Annotated in this window: 8 protein-coding genes; 2 read left to right on the top strand and 6 right to left on the bottom strand. The window is 62.4% G+C overall.

Annotated elements, in window-relative coordinates:
* Positions 1-6 precede the first annotated feature (6 nt).
* Positions 7-6498 (top strand): NEL-type E3 ubiquitin ligase domain-containing protein, encoded by a 6492-nt coding sequence (locus tag F6S08_RS06515; RefSeq protein WP_315871408.1) that lies wholly within the window; start codon positions 7-9, stop codon positions 6496-6498.
* 48 nt (positions 6499-6546) lie between these two features.
* Here the strand turns inward: F6S08_RS06515 and F6S08_RS06510 are convergent, their stop codons facing one another.
* Complete coding sequence (locus tag F6S08_RS06510; protein WP_065926556.1) at positions 6547-7965, bottom strand: amino acid permease; 1419 nt, start codon at positions 7963-7965, stop codon at positions 6547-6549.
* Between the two features lie 361 nt (positions 7966-8326).
* The gene (locus F6S08_RS06505; protein WP_315871407.1) at positions 8327-12958 is read right to left on the bottom strand and encodes a hypothetical protein; all 4632 of its coding nucleotides are present in this window, start codon (positions 12956-12958) and stop codon (positions 8327-8329) included.
* A gap of 178 nt (positions 12959-13136) precedes the next feature.
* Between F6S08_RS06505 and F6S08_RS06500 the strand changes: the two genes are divergently transcribed.
* Positions 13137-16232 carry a transglycosylase domain-containing protein gene (locus F6S08_RS06500; protein ID WP_315871406.1) on the top strand — a complete coding sequence of 1032 codons (3096 nt, stop codon included), beginning with the start codon at positions 13137-13139 and terminating at the stop codon, positions 16230-16232.
* Here F6S08_RS06500 and F6S08_RS06495 read toward each other — a convergent pair.
* From F6S08_RS06495 to F6S08_RS06480, 4 genes are read right to left on the bottom strand one after another with little or no spacing between them, the layout of a single operon-like run.
* Entirely contained in the window at positions 16222-16962 is a 741-nt protein-coding gene (locus F6S08_RS06495; RefSeq protein WP_159933172.1) for a molecular chaperone, read from the bottom strand. The two genes, F6S08_RS06500 and F6S08_RS06495, sit on opposite strands and share 11 nt — an antisense overlap.
* 20 nt (positions 16963-16982) lie before the next feature.
* On the bottom strand, positions 16983-17516 hold the full coding sequence (locus tag F6S08_RS06490) for a CS1 type fimbrial major subunit (RefSeq protein ID WP_176718755.1): 534 nt from the start codon (positions 17514-17516) through the stop codon (positions 16983-16985).
* The gene (locus tag F6S08_RS06485; RefSeq protein WP_065926560.1) at positions 17516-18262 is read right to left on the bottom strand and encodes a pilus assembly protein; all 747 of its coding nucleotides are present in this window, start codon (positions 18260-18262) and stop codon (positions 17516-17518) included. Before F6S08_RS06485 ends, F6S08_RS06490 begins: the two co-directional genes overlap by 1 nt.
* Before the next feature lie 12 nt (positions 18263-18274).
* Positions 18275-19510, bottom strand: coding sequence for a hypothetical protein (locus tag F6S08_RS06480; RefSeq protein ID WP_315871405.1), 1236 nt, complete (start codon positions 19508-19510; stop codon positions 18275-18277).

Raw genomic sequence — 19510 nt, 5'->3', positions numbered from 1 at the left:
GAGCGCATGCCGACTCAACAATTACTCAACGGCCTGTCCGGCAATCTGCAATCGAGTACCTCCTGGACCCAGCAACAGGCACTGGAGCTGATCCAGCGCAACGTGATCCAAGCCTTGGATGGCCTGGACGACGAGGAAAAGCGACGTTTCGTAAACCTGCAACGCCAGGCCCTCGCGGCCTTGACGGCAGTCGAGACCGAGAAAGAACGGGTCGTAAGTGCCTTCAAGACCAAGGGCCTGGCGCAATTGCGCGACAGGATCGGCGGGCGCGACCCGGAACAGTACCGCTTCGAAACCACCTACCTGGAAAAAGTGGAACAACCCTTGCCATGGGAGCGGCGAACCGGCAGCCACATCCGAGTGCCGCGTCGTTCGGATATGGACCTGCGCCATATCGAACACGTCAAGAGCCTGTCGCTGTGGGAGGCAGCTTGCGTGAACTTCGGCTTCACCGCGTACGCTCGCACGGATTCCGGCTATACCCTGATTGATGCCAGCCGCGTGGTCGGTCCCGACGGCGACCGAAGCCTGAGTGCCCGCGAGTTCATCGGCATCGCCCGCGAGCTGGACCTGGGTCACCAACTGCACGTTACGATCCGAGCCACGCTGGGCGAGCATGGCACGCTGCGTCAATTGATGAATGACGCCGCGCAGGCCCTGCTGCAGTTCGATGTATTGGACGCCTGGCGCAACCGCGCCCACAACGGTTTGACCCGCACGATGTATGAGCGCCTCAGGGCATCGATCGACGGCAGCGGGACGCAGCTGTCGATCGAGAGCCTGAGCCTGACCTCAGGCGTCACGCCCATTGTCTCCGTGCCGTTCGTGGCGTGGGAGAGTTACATTCCCGTGCCCTTGATGCTGATCAAGATTGCCAGCCTCGGGGTGCTGTCCTATTTTCCCTTCCGCCCTGGCGGCGCGTTTCGCTACCACGACGATGCCCGCTCGGCAGAAGCCGACTTTCGTCAGCAACTGCTGGACAGTCACCAGCAAGGCGACCTCGGCTGGTTTTCCCGGCAGTTGCCCTTGGTGGGCTTGTCGGCCTTCCAGTCATTGCTGACCCAGGAAAAACGCCCCGAGGGCATGAACTGGCTGGCGGGCACACTGTACGACGGGTTTCACAACGCCTTCCCGGAACGCACACTCAACGATATCCGCTTCGCCACCGACCCGCATGCCGGCCCCGCCGAGACATTGCGCCAAGCCCTGGCATATCGTCAGTTGCAGCGTTGCCAGGCCGACATGGACACCCTCGCCAGCAGCCGCTCCGAAGCCGATTGGCAAGCCGTCAAGGATGCCGCCGCCGCCATTGCATCCGAAGTCCTGCAACTGCTGCTGACCCCCCTGCCCGGTGGCGTCACGGGCATGAACCGAATCATGCAACTGGCGGTGCTGGGCAGCATGACCTACAGCGTCAGCGTCGGCCTGAATGAAGCCGCCAAGGGCGACGCCAGCGGCTTTGCCTCGACCCTGACCGACGTCGCCGACCTGGCAATCAGCGGACGCCTGATCAATGTCGCGGGTAAAGCCCATCGCCAACGCATGCTCGAACACCTGCAACGGCTGGGCAACCCCCGCAAGGTCACGCGCCCCGACGGCGTGGATGAACTGTGGAAGGCCGACCCAGGCCCTTATGCCCATGATCGGCAATACCTACTGGATGGCAAAAACGCCGATGCCCTGGGCGTGTTCACCGTACACGGCAAGCAATACGTCAAGCTGCATCATGAAGGCCAGACCCTGGTAGCCGAAGTGAGCCACGAGGTGCCAAGCCTGCGCTACGTGCTCAAGAGTGGTCGCAGCAGCTACAAGCCACCCATTGTGTTCGAGCCCGCGCTGCAGGCCTGGACCTTCGACCTGCACAACGCTCATACCCTCTCGGATATCCAATTGCTGCAACGGATGCTGCCCAACGGTTCGTCGGTCATCCATCAGCTCGACCTGGAACGCATGCTGCGCAGCACCGCAACCACCCGCACCACCCTGGATCGGGTCTGGCGTGGCGAACCGGCACCGTTGAACCTGATCGAGGGCGTACGGCGCCTGCAGGCTGACCAGGTGATCCAGCAGATCATCGAACGTTTCCCTGAGCCCGGTTACCTGCCGCCCTACGGTGACAGCCTGGTGCTGTGCCTGCTGACCCAACTGCCGGACTGGCCCGCCAGCCTGCTGCTGAGCATCAGCGACCCGCAACGCAGCGTGATCGAAACCTTCGGCAACCTCGAGCACACGGTGGCCGAGTCAAAGACCCTGACCCTCATCCGCAGTGAAGACAGTGGCTACCAGGTCGAAGGGGATCGTGGCCAGCCGCCCTATCGGGCCGAGCCGCTGTTGAGCCTGATCATCAGCCTGCAACCGGCCCACTCACGGCTGGGCCTGGCGGATCAGGCCGACGCCTCGCCCGAACAGCGGATCATGAGCGTTCGCCGGGACGTGGCCGCGCTGGCGAGCCGTGAGCGGATGGCGTTGTTCGCGGCAATCTTCAGCTATGCCGGGTATGAAAAAAGTGAACCACTCCCGCCCATCAATGCCCGACGCTTCTTGCCCATCCAGGCATCGGCCCCGCTGGTGGCGGTCACGCCGCTGCTCAAGAAACTGCGCGATCTCAATCGCCCCTTGTCCCCAGCCTTGCTGGAACGCCTGCTGCAGCAGCACCCTCTGACACCGCGCCAACAGCAGGCCTACTTGCAGGAGGGGGCGCTGCCCAGCCACTTTCATGAAGAACTGGAAAACCACCGCATCGCCCTGCGTATCGACGCGGCAATCGACGGGCTTTATCACCCAAGGCCCTACAACACTGACGCCGACCAATGGGCCAGGGAGTTCGCATCGGCGCTGGTACGCCATCGGCTCAAGCGCGACTTCGTGATCACAGAAGTGCATGCCGGAGCCATCGCCACCCCCTATCGCTCCAGCGGCCCAGACGACCGAACCGTAGAGCTGCGGCACTCAGGCGACGGCGCCTATGAGGCCTACGACATGCGCAATGCCGGCACGATTGCCGTGTCCCCGGTCGTCGACAGTTTCTACCTGGCCATCGGCTCGGTACTGCAACCCCATGAGCACCAGGCGCTGGGCATGCACAGTGCGACCGATGCGCTGGGCCTGCGCCACACCCTGGGCGACTACATGAGCAGCCAACGCACCCCCGAAGGGTTTGTGAGCCTGGTCAACGGGTCACTGGCGCAGTACGAACACACATTGCCCTTGCCGCCCGCCCTGCAACCGGATGCCCAAGGTATTTTCCCCCTGGAAGGCCGCCACTACCTGCCGTTGTTCGGTTCTCTGTACCGCATCATCTATGACAAGCGCAGCTTTAAATGGCGGCTCAAGCACCCGCAGAAGGTCGGCGTCGACACCCCGACCCTGGAGCACAACGGTCACGGTGCCTGGCGCCTGTCCAGCGAGAACCCGATGAGCTGGGACGACCATAGCCTGCTCTATCGCCTGGGGGGCGATCACCACAGCTTCACCCAGGACATGTCCAAAAACATCCTCGCCCTGACCGACACCCCTGCCCACCTATTGCGCCAGGTTCACCGCTGCGGCCGTGCAGCGCCGCCATTGCTGGTCGACACCTGCAAACGCTTCAGGATCGACCAGGAAATCGACCAGTTCATCGACGCGATGTACGAAACCCCCATCGCCTCCAACGCCCGACCGGACTTGCAATTACTGGTGCTCTCCAGCCTGCCGGAATGGCCCGACAGCCACGTACTGCAAATTGTCGATGACAACCACCAGGTCACCCATCAATACCCGCAACGCAGCAGCCCGGACGACCTGACGGTGAAGATCACCGAATCCGACTTCAAAAATGCCAGGCTGCTGGAAAACATCATCACCCACGATGACGTGACCCTGGCCCTGCTCGGCGAATTGCCGGCTACTCACGAGCAGCGCCTGTTCCAGCTGATCACTCGGATCGTCGACTACACCGACCGGGAAAAGGCGCAGATCCTGAGCTCGTTGTACCAACGCAGCGAGTCCGGGGGCAGCGAGTCGGTGCGACGGTTCAAGGCCAAGCATCCCGATCTGCCCACCAGCACCGTCACGGCGATTCTTGGCCACGCCTCGCCACGCGAACTCAAGCAACTGCATGAAAACAACCAATTGAGCCTGCGACTCGCGGAACAGGCGCGCTTGAGTAGCCACGACCTGCGACTGAACCGCGCCTATGAGGGCTTGCATGTGTCTGCCTGCGCCAATGCCGACAGCGACCGGATTATCCTGCATCTGCTCAAACTCCTGCCCACCTGGCCGAGGCATGTGCGCATCGATATTCGTGAACGGGACGAACAGGGGCGCCTGCTCAAAACGGCCGGTCATTTGGTAGGCACCTCGCGCAAGACCGTGGCCAAGACCCATCGTGGCTATCAGGCTTATGACGCCAACAGCGTGCCCCTTGGCCAACCTTCGAACGACTTGCTGAGGGTGATTCTCAGCACCTTGTCGGCGAGCGAGCAAACGGTCCTGGGCGTTACCGATGAAACCGGCATCACCGAACTGCGCCAGCAACTCGCCGATATCGCCCTGTCCCGCCGCGTAGAGATCAAGGGCCTGCTGGATATCCCGCACCTGCAACCCTGGATGCAACCGGCGATGGGCCTGGAGCGTTCGTTCCTGGTGTACCCGCTCTGGTCACGTTTCTGGCCGTTCAACGGCCCCAGGCCGCCGGACCTGGTGGCCAAGGTCCAAGAGATTTATCCGCGTTTCACCCGCGACGACGCGCGCCAATTGATCCAGTCGCTGAACCTCACTGAGCCGGCGGTGTTGATTGAGCTCGAACGTCGCAAGGCCGAGTACCAGGCCATGGACCTGGAGTTGCGGCGCTGGAGCGAAACCGTGCTGGATGAAGACAACGTGATCGACGACCCCATCGGGCAGCGCCAGGCGCGGCGCCGCTACATTGCCGAGCAATTGCGCCAGGCATGGCGGCGGGACAACAGGGCGGTCTACATCGCCGGGCTGTTCCACGTGTACTCCCTGGAGTTGCAACTGGACGATGGTGGCCTGCCGCCCGCCTCGTTCATCACAGGTACCAGCGGTTTCAGCCATATTGAACACCTGCGGATTTCCGGCAATGCCTTCCCGTCTTCGGCGGTTGAATTCCTCGCTAAATTCAACCAGCTCAAGGCATTGCACCTCGATTGCCGGATGACCGAACTGCCCAGTGCAATCACGGACATGACCTCGCTCACCTACCTGGACCTGAACGACAACGACATCCGCTTGACCGAAGAGGCGGTACAACGCCTGGCAACCATGGTCAACTTGCGCGACGTGGACTTCAGCGACAACCCGGACCTGGCACTCGCCCCGGATGTCAGTCAAATGACCCAACTGCGCATCCTGCACCTGGGTAACACCGGCATCACGCAATGGCCCCGTGGCGCCAGTGCGCTGCCGTACCTGATGGAGTTGCACCTGCAGGAAAACCAGATCTCCACCATTCCAGAAGAGGTCTTCACCAACCCCTGGCTGCAAGCCGCCAATCGCAACACGCTCCTGCATGAAAACCCGCTGTCGGCACCGACCCTGGCGAGTATCGAAGCGTACCGGCTGGATACCGGCATTCGCCTGGGTGGCCAACTGCGTACGCCTCGGCATACGGCTGTGGCCGTCGACGACCTCAGCCAATGGCTGATGGGCGTGCCGCTCCAGGATGTACCGGCACGCAGAGCGCTGTGGGAGGGTTTGAAAACCAATGAGACGGCGAGTGCCGATGATGTGTTCCGGGTCTTGCAGGACCTGACGCGGACCTACGCCTACATCCACGGCGACACCCCAAGGAGAGCATTGACCCACAGAGTCTGGACCTTACTGAGCGCCATGGGCGAGTCGAGGCAACTGCGCGACACGGTATGCCTCAACACCTACGGCTCAGGCGACTGCGGCGACAGTGTGCTGCTGGCGTTCACCAACATGGAGTTGCATCACCGTATCCACCAGGCCAAGCAGCAACCCCGCAGTTACATGGCTGACAGGGCCTTGCTGGCGCTGGCCAAGAGTTGCTTCTACCTCAATCAGCTGGATCACTTTGCCGATCAGTTCATTCTTGAGCGTGAACGGGCCAACCTGACGGTCGACCCAGCCGAGGTAACGGTGTACCTGCGCGAAAAACTGGCCCGTGAGTTCGACCTGCCGTTTTATCCGCTGGAACTGCTGTACACCGTGAATGACTACGTCACGGACGAGGTGGTCAACACTGCGCGCAACACCCTGCTCCGGCTTGGCGAGTCGCCCGCCTTGCAGGAGTGGATCTTGATGAGCGAATTCTGGATCGAATATTTGGCAAGTAGCGAGCCGGAGCCGTTTCTGACCATCAAGGACACCATGAGCTACAAAGTCAGCGTGCTCGAGCAGCAACTGCCGGACAAGCGTTCGGATGCGTACCTGGAGCGCCGCCAGTCACTGGCCGAGGAAGAACGAAGTGAACATAACCGCCTGGTGCGGCAACTGACAGAAGGCACCCAACTGACCCTGCAACACGTCTGACCTGTGGCCTGCCTGTCGCAAGGGGCAGGCAGGCCATCGTTCAGGGGGTCATGCCGAGCGCGGCGAACCCTGGCCAGCCTGGGCCGGCTGCAGCTTGAACACATAGAACAACACGGTCAGCAGCACCAGGAACGCCGGGCCGATGTACAGCGCGATCCGGGTGTCCGGGAAGTAGGCCATCAAGCCGACCACCAGCACCAGGAACGCCAGCGCCAGGTAGGAACTGACCGGGTACAGCCACATGCGGTACTTGAGCCCGGCGCGCTCATCCGGGCTCAGGCCGCGACGGAACTTGAGCTGCGCCAGCAGGATCATCACCCAGGTCCATATCGCGCCGAAGGTGGCGATGGACGTCACCCACACAAAGACTTTTTCCGGCACCAGGTAGTTGAGCAACACGCCCAACAGCAACGCGCCTATCGACAACAACAGGGCGCGACGCGGCACGCCATTGCTGGAAGTGGTGGCGAACGTCGCCGGAGCCTGGCCGTTCTGTGCCAGGCTGTAGAGCATGCGACCGGTGCTGAAGATGCCGCCGTTGCACGACGACAGCGCAGCGGTGATCACCACGAAGTTGATAATGCCGGCGGCGGTCTTGATGCCCAACCGCTCGAACGTCATCACGAAGGGGCTGCCCTGGGTGCCGATTTCATTCCACGGGTAAATCGACAGGATCACGAACAACGCGCCGACATAAAACAGCAGAATCCGCCAGAACACCGAGCCGATGGCATTGGGGATGGTCTTCTGCGGGTTCTTCGCCTCACCGGCGGTCAGGCCGATCATCTCCACGCCCAAATAGGCGAACATCACCATCTGCAGCGACATCAACACACCCTGCACGCCGTTGGGCAGGAAGCCGCCGTGGGCCCACAGGTTGGAAATACCCAGGGCAACACCGTCATTGCCGAAACCGAAGGCAATGATGCCGACACCGCCGATGACCATCGCGATGATGGTGACGATCTTGATCAGGGCGAACCAGAACTCGAACTCACCGAAGGCCTTGACGGCGATCAGGTTGATGGTGCCCATGCTCACCAGGGCCGCCAGGGCCCAGATCCAGCGCGGTACATCGGGGAACCACACGCCCATGTACACCGCCACGGCGGTGATCTCGGCGACGCAGGTCACCAGCCACAGGAACCAGTAGTTCCAGCCGGTCAGGAAGCCCGCCAACGGGCCAAGGTAGTCTTGGGCATAACGGCTGAACGAACCGGCGACCGGGTTGTGCACGGCCATCTCGCCGAGGGCGCGCATGATCACCAGGATCGCCAGGCCGCCAATGATGTAGGAGAGCATGATCGCCGGGCCGGCCATCTCGATGGCCTTGGCCGAACCGAGGAACAGGCCGACACCGATACAGGCGCCGAGGGCCATCAGGCGGATATGCCGCTCACCGAGTTCGCGTTTGAGCGGGCCGCCAGAAGCGGTCTCGCCATGGGGCAGGTGGTTGCCAGCTGGCATGGGGATACAACCTCATTTTGTTATTGGATTGAACCACCGAGTGTTCAGCGCCACAGCGGGTCGCCGTGACGCTGTCCTAGCGGGCTCACCTCGTGGGTAAACCCGTCCGGCCGACACACCGGCCAGCTCAGGGGGCGTGCAGTATAGAAAGCCGCAAGCAGGGCTTTTCACTCAATAAGCAACAAAATTCAGCGAGATTCCTCGGCAAATGCCGCTTCTGCGGAGGGGCATCACCTGGGAACTGTAGGAATAGTCTGTCGCAAACGGCGGCGAGTATTGCACAGCATCGGTGCACCGTCATGCCCCTGCCCTGGTCGTATTTACCGGAGCTGGAGCGCTCTAGCCCGAGGGTCCGTATCGATCACCAGTCGCCGGTCCACTGCGGCGCATCGAAAAACAACCTGCGCGCCATCCTGAGGTTGATTTCGCCCCGATGGATCTCCAGGGTTTGCGTCACACGCCCGCTTTGCCCCGCCTGCATGCTGGCGAATGCCTGGGCACGGGCCTGGGCCTGGGACTGTTTGCCCATTCGATGTTGCGCGGGTGTCTTGAGGTGCGCAGCGGTGAAATGGTCGTCCGGCCCGGTCGGCCGTTCGTAGTGAAAATGCCCGTAGCACAGGGCCTGACGCGTTTGCGCGTCCATCACCACGTACGCTTGCAACCAGTCATTGGACCGTCCGGCGAGTTCGACCCGCGCCCCCTGGCGAAAGATGCGCGCTTCGTGATGACTGACCAGCACCTCCACCCCGGCCTGGGTCGGCAGGCGCGCCTTGATTGCAGCCAGGCGTGCCTGCAAACCTTGCTCGGACAAGCGGCTGGCGGCCGCGCGCAACTCATCGGCCTCGGTTGTGGCCCGGGCACGCTGCGTCGCGGCCAGGCGCTCCGGCACGCTGTGCAGCAACCGCTGCTGGATCGCCTCGGCGCACTGGCGCAACTTGTCGGCGCGCTGCTCCAGCAGGTCCTGCAACGACTGAGGCTCATTGGCCCGACTGGCCATTTTGAGTACCTCGGCGATGGCCTTTTCCACCGGTGCGCGTAACGCCTGCCCCTGTTCGACCAGCCGGCCCAGGTTGGGCAGCGGCCCAGGAAGCGCCGGGGCGGGTGCCTTGACCGGCTCCCAAATGCCATCGTCGGCCTGGGTAAACGTGGCGATCACCGCGTCCTGGGCATCCGTGACTTCGGCCACTTCCTGGGGATGCTCGCCGGTTGTCACTTTGACCTGGGCGACGTACATGTCCTGGTTGCGCACGCGAATGATTTTTTTCTGCCGAACCCGCGCACGTCCCACAGCAGGCGTCGCGGCGGCTGTCGGAACCAGCACCGCTGCCAGCTCACGCTGAACCTCCTTGTGCAATTGCGCAAGCAACTGTTGCAGCTTCTCCAGGTACTTGAGATCGAATCGCTCCGGGGCCATAGCGCGCCAGAACTCAATCCGATCATCGCTCAAGGCGTAGACACGGTCGAAACTCTCCAGCAACTCGGTACGCAGCTCCGCACTTTGCGGCGCCAGCTCGTCCAAGTGGGCCTGCGAGCCACTGGCCCAACGGGCGCGGTGAATGGTGTCGTCCAGGCTTTGAAAAAAACCTTCCTCCAGCGTCGGCCCTTCGGTATTGAGCGCCACGGCCCACAAGGCGGTGACCTGCAGCGATTGCAGTTCGAGCACCGTCGGCGCGGACAACTCGCTCTCGCGCAAGGCTTGGGCCTTGTCCCGCCCATACTTGGGCACCTGACTCAGTTCATCCAGCAAACCCAGTTGCAGGCCGCGCCAGTCAATGGCTTGCTCATTACTGTCGGCCAACTGCCGCAGCCCCTCCATGATCTGCCGGTGGGGCTGCTGATAGATATCCAAAAGTGCCTCCTGCGCGCTCAACGATTGCACCAGCTCCAGCAGCGGCACCAACCTGCGGTGGATCGCGACGGTCTGTTGGCGGGCGTGCTGGAGCAATAGCTGCAACGTGAGCGCCGTCCCTTCCAGCAACGTGGACAACTCTCTCGCATAACCGGGTCGGCGCCTGATGACCTGCAGCGCCCTGAGGCACTCCAGCTCAAGCAATGAGGCCTCGAGTTTGTTCTGAAGCTCCTGCACATAGCGAGCGCCCGCCGTGGCGCGATGCTGTTCGGTGACGCGCGTATCCTCACTGTCTCTAAGCATGCGGGCCGTGGTCAGGGCACGGTCTGCGGTTTCCCGGCGCTCGGTGGATTGGCGGTAATCCTGCTCCAGTTGCTGACGGCGTGACTCACTGTCAACCAGGCCGGTCGGGGTATCCGATTGCCCGCCGCGCAGGCGCAAGCCCAAGTCCACATCCCATGCACCGCCCCCCAGCGACTTGAGCCACGGCCCGTTCGCGCTACCGTCGGCGCTGACCACTCGCACGCGGTCACGGGCCACTTGCACGCGGTACACATGACCGCGCACCAACGCCTGCCAGTGGACCGGGGTCGACGCCGTATCCAGTAGCAAGCCTTCGTGTATCCCCGAAGCCTGTGCGCCTGGCAGCCGTGATGGCCAAGGTTGGGGCAAGGCCTTAAGACTCATACCCTCCAGCCGGGCGCGCAAGGACGGTGTGAGCGTATCGCGCGAATTACTCCAACTGAAGGGAGGCTGCAACTGCACGGTGGCAGGGCCAGGTATCACTGCGGGCGGACGCTGCATCGACGCTGGCGAAGCAAACGTTGAGGCTTGCTGGTCCAGCATCGCCGGCCACTCATGAGGCGAGGCCCGATGGGCCAGGATCATCACCAGATTGGTCAACAGGTCTATCACACCTTGGGTCTGCATGACCGAGTCGCTACTGGCCAATGCCGCCACATCCCGTTGGACACTGTCCATCACCTGCACCATCCAGCCCGCCAGCAGTGCCGGCCCCCGGACAAACGGCAGCAGTGTATTGAACAGCAACCAACCGCCGGCCTTTAACGTCCGCCAGCGTTGCTGAGCATTGGACACCGACTGGGCCTGGGCCAGGCTGACCAACGCCTGGGCAGTCGAGACAAACAGGCCAGGCAACGGGTCGCCTTCCTCCAGCCGCTTACTGAGCTGTGCCGGCGCTGGCCGATCCGGCACGCTGAACTCATCACCGGCCAGAAAGTGCGCGACATGCGGTTCCTGGAAACCACCGTTGGCATACACCGGCTGGCGGGCAGGGGCCATCCAGGCGAGGACACTGTCGTGCAATTCCCCTGGCGTCTTGATGGCCTCCAACAACGCCTGCTGCGACTCGAACTCACGCAGGCTTGGGGTCGACAACGGCCGGTACAACAGATGCGGCCCGTGCTCGGTGTCACGTGGGCCGATCACGTAAAAACCGACCACCTCGTCCGCCGTCGCAGCTGGCGTGGCCTTGAATGCCAGCGACCACATACCCGCCGCGCGTCCATCCGCACTGGCCTGGACGGCCGCCTCCACCAACCGGTAACCGGCCTGGCTCAAGCCGCCCTCGCGTTTGAGCTTCAGCTCCAGCGCCAGCAGCGGCAGTTGCGCCCGCAGTTGCCGACTGAACAGCTTCTCGCGGCGGGCCGATTCAATCGGGTCGTCGATCAGTTTTTTGCGCAACAGGTCGGGGTACGCCTGGCCGACGTCCGTCTCGGTCACGCAGCCGGTCAACAAAGAGGCGCTCAACCAAGCGGGCGCCACGTCGCCGTTGAGTTTTATCCGGGACGGCGCATGGGGGAAACCGCCGAGGTTTTCCAGGGCCAGCTCCGTCAGCGTGAGTGTCACCCGGTGGGCATCACCACTGGTAAAACCGCCTGGCAACATCACCGCCGTGACAAGGCTGTAGGTCAGTTCAATGTGATCCGGGCTGATCGCCTTGGCGCGGGGCTCCTTCTCCAGGCAGTGCGTCAGGGCCTGGGCGGTGAACGTGCGAATCGGCGCGATACCGTCGAGAAAGGTGTGCCCCGCCGCCGCTGTTTGCGCAGCGACCAGCCCCTGTAGCAGGCGAGCATAGGCCAGGCTGTCGTCCGGCGAAGCATGGATGAGCCAGAGCGGTAATCGATCTTGCAAGCGTTGCTGTTCAGGTGTGAGGGCCGACTCGAACCAACGATGGGGGTCAGTCACGTAGTCCAGCATTGCCTGGCACTGCTCGGGCGTACGTGATACTGAGCGGTCGATTGCCATGACTTCGGCGCTCTGCTGTTGGGCAAAGCAGGCCGCCAACGCATCGAACGGGTCGCCGGGTAGTTCCTCGACAAACCACTCCACGGCCCCGTGTGCCAGCGAGGCGCTCACGAACCCGGGGATCAGGGGTTCGATATCCTCCAACTGTTGCAACGGATGAATCCCCGTGGCGGGACTGAACACGAGCAGCGTGCGCAGTTCGGCCCCCAGCAGCCGGTGATCAAGGATCAATACCGGCACCATGTCAGGGGGTTGCGTGCTCTGGCCACGGCGCACCGACAGCGTACGTACCGTCAACGTCTCACCCTGCGAACGCCACGTACGATCAGGTCGGCTGGGGTGCAGCGCCTGACGTGGAAACAGCCGTGAAAAGTGCTCTGCACTCATGCCCGCAGGCATCTGGCATTCATACAGCAACCCCACTAATTCATCGGACAACTCAGCCCAGCGGCTCGTCCCCTCCCCTCGCGGCGCCCCCCACCAATCCCGCAAACGTGCGAGCCAGGCATCCAACAACTCGCCTCCCGCGTGGTTGACCAGCCGTTCCAGATCGACCAGCCCCGGCCCGCCCTGCACGTAGACCTCCCGTTGATGCTGCATCACCTGGTGAAAGTCTTCGACATACCGAACCGGTCGCGCACGGGCCAGGCGCGCCAGCACTTCGTCGGCCAGCGCACTGTAGCGATAACCCTGACCTACCGGTATGCCAATGGCGAGGTGTGCGGCGGCATAGTGCAAGGAAGGGTACTGCCGATCCAGTGCCGCCTGGATCTGGGCCTGCGCTACCGTACGTAAGCTCGGCACAGAGGAAAACGTATTGACGATCCGCTCGATGCGCGCACGCCGCAACGTGGGCACAGGGGGGGTTTGAGACATGAGGGAGCTCCTGGTAACGGACACCGGTAATCGGTCCGATTGACCTCGCAGGTTATGGCTTGCCTTCCACGCACCTGCGGTAGCCCGCTAGGGGTTTGCGACAAATCCCTTGTCTGCCTCAATCAACGTCTACGCTTGAATCAAGTCCGATCAATCTGCGTGAATGGATCAATCGACTATGGGCGCTTTATGGCAAACCGATTCACCCAAGGCTGCTGGCCCCGCCGACAGCCTGGATGAACAGCCATTGCCGCAAAGCCCCCGCAAGCGGCGGTATGTGTGGCGAATGGTCTGGTTACTGCTGCTGATCGGCCTGATCGCGCTGGGGTTTGCCGCCCATCGGGAAATGCGCACGGCCCACTGGCAAGCCCGAGAGTTAAGCCGTCTCGCCCACGCGTTGAGCTATACGGTACAACCCGGTGCCAGCGACGCCATTGTCTATCCCGGCGACGGTCCGTTCGACCGGCGCCTGGGCTACAGCGCCCTGGGTGAGTTCCTGCCGCGCCTGCTCAAACGCAACTACCTGATCGAACGTCAGGCACGCTTCTCCACGGCGCTGATCGACTACAGCGATCACGGCCTGTTCATTCCCTACCGCGAGAAAATCCAGGCTGGTCTGACGATTACCGATTGCCGGGCCGCCCCGGTGTACCGCTTCAATTACCCGCAACAGGCGTACCCGCGTTTCAGCGCCATTGCGCCCGTGATCGTCAGTAGCCTGCTGTTTATCGAGAACCGCGACCTGCTCGACCCCGACCAACCCCAAGCCAACCCCGCCGTGGATTGGCCACGTTTTGCCAAGGCCGCGTGGTCGCAGGTCGCACGCTTGCTGCACCTGCCTGGCCAAAGTGCCGGTGGCAGTACCCTGGCCACGCAATTGGAAAAATACCGCCACTCACCCGATGGGCTGACCCTGAGCGGTGGTGAGAAAATCCGCCAGATGATTTCCGCCAGTGTACGGGCGTATCAGGGCGGGCCGGACAGCCTGCAAGCACGTCAGGATGTGGTGCGCGACTACCTCAACAGCGTGCCGCTGTCGGCGGTGCCCGGCCACGGCGAGGTGCATGGCCTGGCAGAAGGACTGCGGGTCTGGTATGGCGCCGACTTCAACCAGACCAACGCCCTGCTCGCCAGTGACGACCCGCAAACGCTCAAGCAAAAAGGCCTGGCCCTGCGCGAAGTGTTGTCCCTGATGATTGCCCAGCGCCGCCCGTCTTACTACCTCGCCAAGGGCCGTGCCGACCTGGAGCAACTGACCGACAGTCATCTGCGTTTGCTGGCGCAGAACGGGGTGATTGAGCCAGGGCTGTCCGAGGCCGCACTCGCCAGCCGGGTCACGTACCGGGACTGGCAGCAGCAGCCCACGGTCCAGCCCATCGAAAGCAACAAAGGCATCAACGTTGCCCGCAGCCGCCTGGGTTCCCTGCTCAACCGGCCGCTGTATGACCTGGACCGCCTCGACCTGTCCGCCACCAGCACCCTGCACAGCGACCTGCAAACCCAGGCCACCGACTACCTCAAACGCCTGGCAGACCCGGCCTTCGCCGACCAACTGGGGCTACTCGGCCCGCGCCTGCTGACGCCCGGCAGCACCGCCCAAGTGCGCTACAGCTTCACCCTGTATGAGATGACGCCCGACGGTGCCCGCGTACGGGTGCAGACCGACAACACCGACCAACCGTTCGACATCAACGAAAGCAGCAAGCTGGAACTGGGCTCCACCGCCAAGCTGCGGGTACTGACCACCTACCTGCAAATCATCAGCGAGTTGCATGATCGATACGCCGGCCAGCCGCCCGCTGCGCTGAAAAAAATCGAGATCGATGACCAGGATCGCCTGTCCCGCTGGGCCCTGGATTACCTGGCGCAGAACAGCGACCAGAGCCTGCCGAAGATGCTCGACGCAGCCCTTGATCGGCAATATTCGGCCAGCCCCGGCGAAAGCTTTTTCACCGGTGGCGGCCTGCATCACTTCCACAACTTTCGCAACGAAGACAACGGCCGCAGCCCGACCCTGCGTGACGCCCTGCGCGAGTCGATCAACCTGCCCTTCATCCGCCTGATGCGCGACCTGGTGCGCTACAGCACCTACCAGGCCCCGGGCAACAGCGCGCAATTACTCAAGGACGACAGCGACCCACGGCGCCAGGAATACCTGGCCCAGTTCGCCGACCGCGAGGGCACGACGTTTTTGCTGCGCTTCTGGAAAAAATACCGCAACAAGGACACCCAGGCCCGGCTCAACACCTTCCTCGACGGCCTGCACCCCACTGCCATCCGTCTGGCGGCCGTGCATCGCTACCTGCTGCCCCAGGCCAGCCAAGAGAGTTTCGACCGTTTCATCCGCTCCCACCTGAGCGGCAGCAAGACCAGCGAAAAACTCAGCGACGAGCGCCTGCAAAAACTCTACCTGAGCTACGGCCCCGGCGCCTACGACCTGCCGGACCAAGGCTATATCGCCAAGGTTCACCCACTGGACCTATGGCTGCTCGGTTACCTGCTCAACCATCCCGACGCGACCTTTACCCAGGCGGTCGCGGCCAGCGAGCATGAACGCCAGGAAGTCTATGGCTGGCTATTCAAGAGCCGGCACAAAAGCGCCCGCGACAGCCGCATCCGCACCATGCTGGAGATCGAAGCGTTCCTGGATATTCATCAGCGCTGGAAAGCCGTCGGCTACCCCTTCGATCACTTGGTGCCGTCCCTGGCCACGGCCATCGGCAGTTCTGGCGACAAGCCCGCGGCCCTCGCCGAACTGGTGGGCACGATCCTCAATGACGGTGTGCGCCAACCGACCCTGCGCATCGACAGCCTGCACTTTGCCGCCGGCACACCTTATGAAACCCGCCTGATCAATGACCCGAATCGCGGCAAACGGGTGATGCCCAGCGAAGTGGCCACTGCCTTGCGTGGGGCCTTGTCGCAAGTGGTGGACGCAGGCACCGCCAAACGTGTCTCCGGCAGTTTCAAGTTGGCCGATGGCAGCCCCTTGGCGATGGGCGGCAAGACCGGCACCGGGGATAACCGCATTGAGGCGATTGGCGCGGGTGGGCGGGTCCTGAGTTCCAAGGCGATCAACCGCACCGCGACCTTTGTGTTTTACATCGGTGAACACCACTTCGGCACCCTGACTGCCTTTGTTCCCGGCAGCGGCGCGCAGAATTTCACCTTTACCTCAGCGCTGCCGGTGCAGGTGCTCAAGGGCATGGCGCCGGTGCTGATGCCCTATCTGCAACCGGGCAGCCATACCTTGTGCACCGCTGCTAGCCACTGATTTCGACGATTCTTTGGGTAGTGCCCTCTACCACATAGAACCGATAAGTACGCCCGGCCTGTTTTTCAAAGCTGAACACCCGCCCCGGAAAAATATGATTCTTGGTGGTGGGGGCGCACGACGTTCGGTCATTGGCCGCGCAATCTTTGAACTCATCCACCACAACCACCGTATTCCCCGCATTGCGCAAGGTGTAACGCTGCCCGCCATTTTCGACCCGCGTATCGAAGCGGCTGTCCTTGGGCCGCACGAAGAACACGGTGCCGTAGCCAGCCATCACCTGCACACCGCCCACCAAGGTCTCTTCATAGGCTTTGCGCTCCTCATCGGTGACACCAAAGCCGTCGTCTTTCTCGGGCGCCACTGGCAGGTAACGTACCCGGAAATAGCGCTCGCTATCGCGCTCACCGATGAATACAAAACGTGTGCTCTGCATGCCATCGGCCGGCACGATCAGCCGCGCCGGGCTGGCGACCAGACCATTGCGCACGCTGCCGTCGGCTTCGAGCTTGAGCGGCACTTCGTCATAGCTGCCGTCGGGTTTGTAGAGCATTTCGGTGACGTTGACCTTGACGAAGGCGGTCTTGGTGCCACCGTTGAAGACACGCTTGAGGTAGGTGCTTTTATCACCACGCAAATAGTCGTAAAAGTCGCCAATGTTGATGTTCGGCCCGGCCTGGGCACTCAACGAACACACCATCAAGCCCAGCATTGCCGCTACACGTTTCATAACCCCTCCTTTAAAAATCGTCATGGGCGTACCGCGTCGAACAGCAACTCGACGCTGCCGTAATACTCGCCGGGGGTAAACCCATCCGCCGGCTCGACCGCCGAGATGTCCAGCAGCACACGTTTGCCCTGGCGCGCTTCGTCCTGGGGCACCACCAGGGTGTCGTCGAGGCTCAGCGCCTGGCCATTGAACGTGACACTCAAGTCGATATAGGTACGCCCGCCGTTGAACAACATGGGCACCGCGCCCAGCCGCGCGTTGATCCCGCCCGCCGAACTCTTCACGTCGAAGTGTTCGCGCAGCGGACGCAGGCGACCCGGCACCAGGTCCCAGACCATCTGTTGCTCACGCTCCAGGAACCCTGGGGTGATCGGCAGTACGTAAAAGTCCGAGGTCGGGATGGTCACCGACACATCGAACACCCGCGCTTCGCGAACCGCCAGCGCCGATGAACTGAACAGCACGGCGACCAACAACACCGCCCACGCGAGGCCTTTGTACAGCGTCTCCGACGGCCGTCCGCGCCAGCCGACGTGGGTTGTTTCACTGCTCATCATCCTTTGACCTCATAAGGTTTTTTGTCACCGCCTTCGATCAGAGTGAAGCGGTAAGTCCGCCCGGCCTGCTTGTCAAAGTCAAACGCGCGGCCTGGCAAAATGTGGTGCTTGGTGGTGGGCTGGCAGTCCTGGGGCGCGGCGGTGGAACAGTCCTTGAACTCATCGATCACCACCACGCTATTGCCGTCGTTACGCAGACGGTAGCTCCCGGCACTGTCATCGGTGCCCGTCGCAAAGCGCGTCACCTTGGGCCTCACGAAAAACACCGTGCCGAACCCTGCCAATACCGTGACCCCGGCTGACAAGGACGTTTTGTAGGCTTCGCGTTCCTCATTCGAAACCGCAAACTCGTCGTCCTTTTCTGGCATCACCGGCACGAAGCGCACGCGGAAATAACGCTCTTTTTCGCGCTCGCCGAGGTACAACAGGCGCGTGCCCTGCATGCCTTCGGCCGGCACGATCAAGCGCGTCGGGCTGGCCATCAGGCCGTCACGAATGCTGGGGTCGGCGGCCGGCTTGAGCGCCACCTCTTCGGAGGTTCCGTCATTGTTGTAGAGGATTTCCTGCACCTGGATCCGTACAAAGGCGGTGCTGTCGCCAGCATTGAAGACCCGCTTGAGGTAGGTACTCTTATCGCCTTCCAGGTAGTCGTAGAACGCCCCGACGTTGAGGCTCGGGCCGGCGTGTGCCCACAGCGGCAAGCCGCCGAGCACCCACAGGGCCAACACATACTTGATCCACATAACGCTCTCCGTTTACAGGTCCGAATCCCAGATCACCGTGACCTGCCCCGAATAGGTGCTGCCGCCCTGGCTGAGCATGGCGTCGACATGTTCCTTGGCGACCTCGAAATGCAAGGTTCCAGGGCGGCGGTTCACATAGAACCCCGGCTGGAATTGCTCGGTGCCGGCACCGCTCAACAACAGCGGCTGGCGATTGACGGCAGAGCTGTCAGGGCGGTTCAGGCCGTGGGGCAAGGAGACACTGATATTCACGGGAACCTGGTGGTCGGCCGCGTTTCTCAAGGCGCAGGTGTTGCCCATGACTCGCTCGCACTCCAACTGCATCTTGAAACGCGACGAAGCGGAAATATTGAAAGTCTGGTCGCGAAACAGCCGCGCCGGCTTGCGCCCTTGGTTCAGCCAAGCCTGCCAACCGCCTTGGGGTACCAATTCAATGCGGGTGCCTCCCGGCGGCACCTCGACTTTCAGGTCGTGCTCCACACTCAAGGTGAAATTGAAGGTGAGGGCATTTTTCGAGGGGATCACAACATCGCCAAAATCGTAATCGCCACCGGGGCCCATGGTGTACGTAATGCTTCCGGTGTAGTGACCACTGGACATGCCCAACGGGTTGGGAGTGCGCAGTTCGTAGGCATACTCCATGGTGTTGTAACGCAGGGTCGCCAAGTCCTGGGACGGTTGCCGGCTGCAGGGGCCCGCTCCTTCGGGTGTCAGCCAGAAGTACGAGGCAAAGAAAGTGCCGGCAGCAAGGTGGCCGGTGCTCTGACAGGGCGCGGGCGCCGTCGTCCATCGACTTTGCCAGCTCACCCCAGGCTGTGCCCATGCCGAAACGCCAGGTGGCCGCGGCACATACCAAAGCGATCCGACGCCGGCGATCCTGACCTGTACGGTCTCGGTCTCCTGGGTGACCGTATGCGTCACGGTCAAGTCACGCCAATCAGACGGCACCTTGACCATGAAGCCTTGGCGCTCGTCCGAATGGTTGGCCTGGATGGGCGCAATGGCGGCTGCCGTGAAGTTGGTGTCGCGCAGGCTGAAGATATTCAACGCCTTGCACCGGGCCGGAATGTGCGCGGCGCAAATCGAACTGATCGGCGTGGTGTTCTCGAACCTGTTCACCATGGGGTTGCCGGGGTCCGGCCTGAACCGTGCGGTGATGTCCTCGTCGGCCAGCGCCGCGAAGGAACACAGGAGCATCGCCGTACCCACTACATGGCGTTGGGTGGCGCGGGAAAGAAGCGTTTTCAT

Origin of the sequence: Pseudomonas sp. JV449 (genome assembly GCF_032424295.1) — a bacterium.
GTDB lineage: Bacteria > Pseudomonadota > Gammaproteobacteria > Pseudomonadales > Pseudomonadaceae > Aquipseudomonas > Aquipseudomonas marginalis.
Note: the sequence above shows the minus strand (reverse complement) of the source record. Positions and strands in the feature narration are given on the sequence as shown.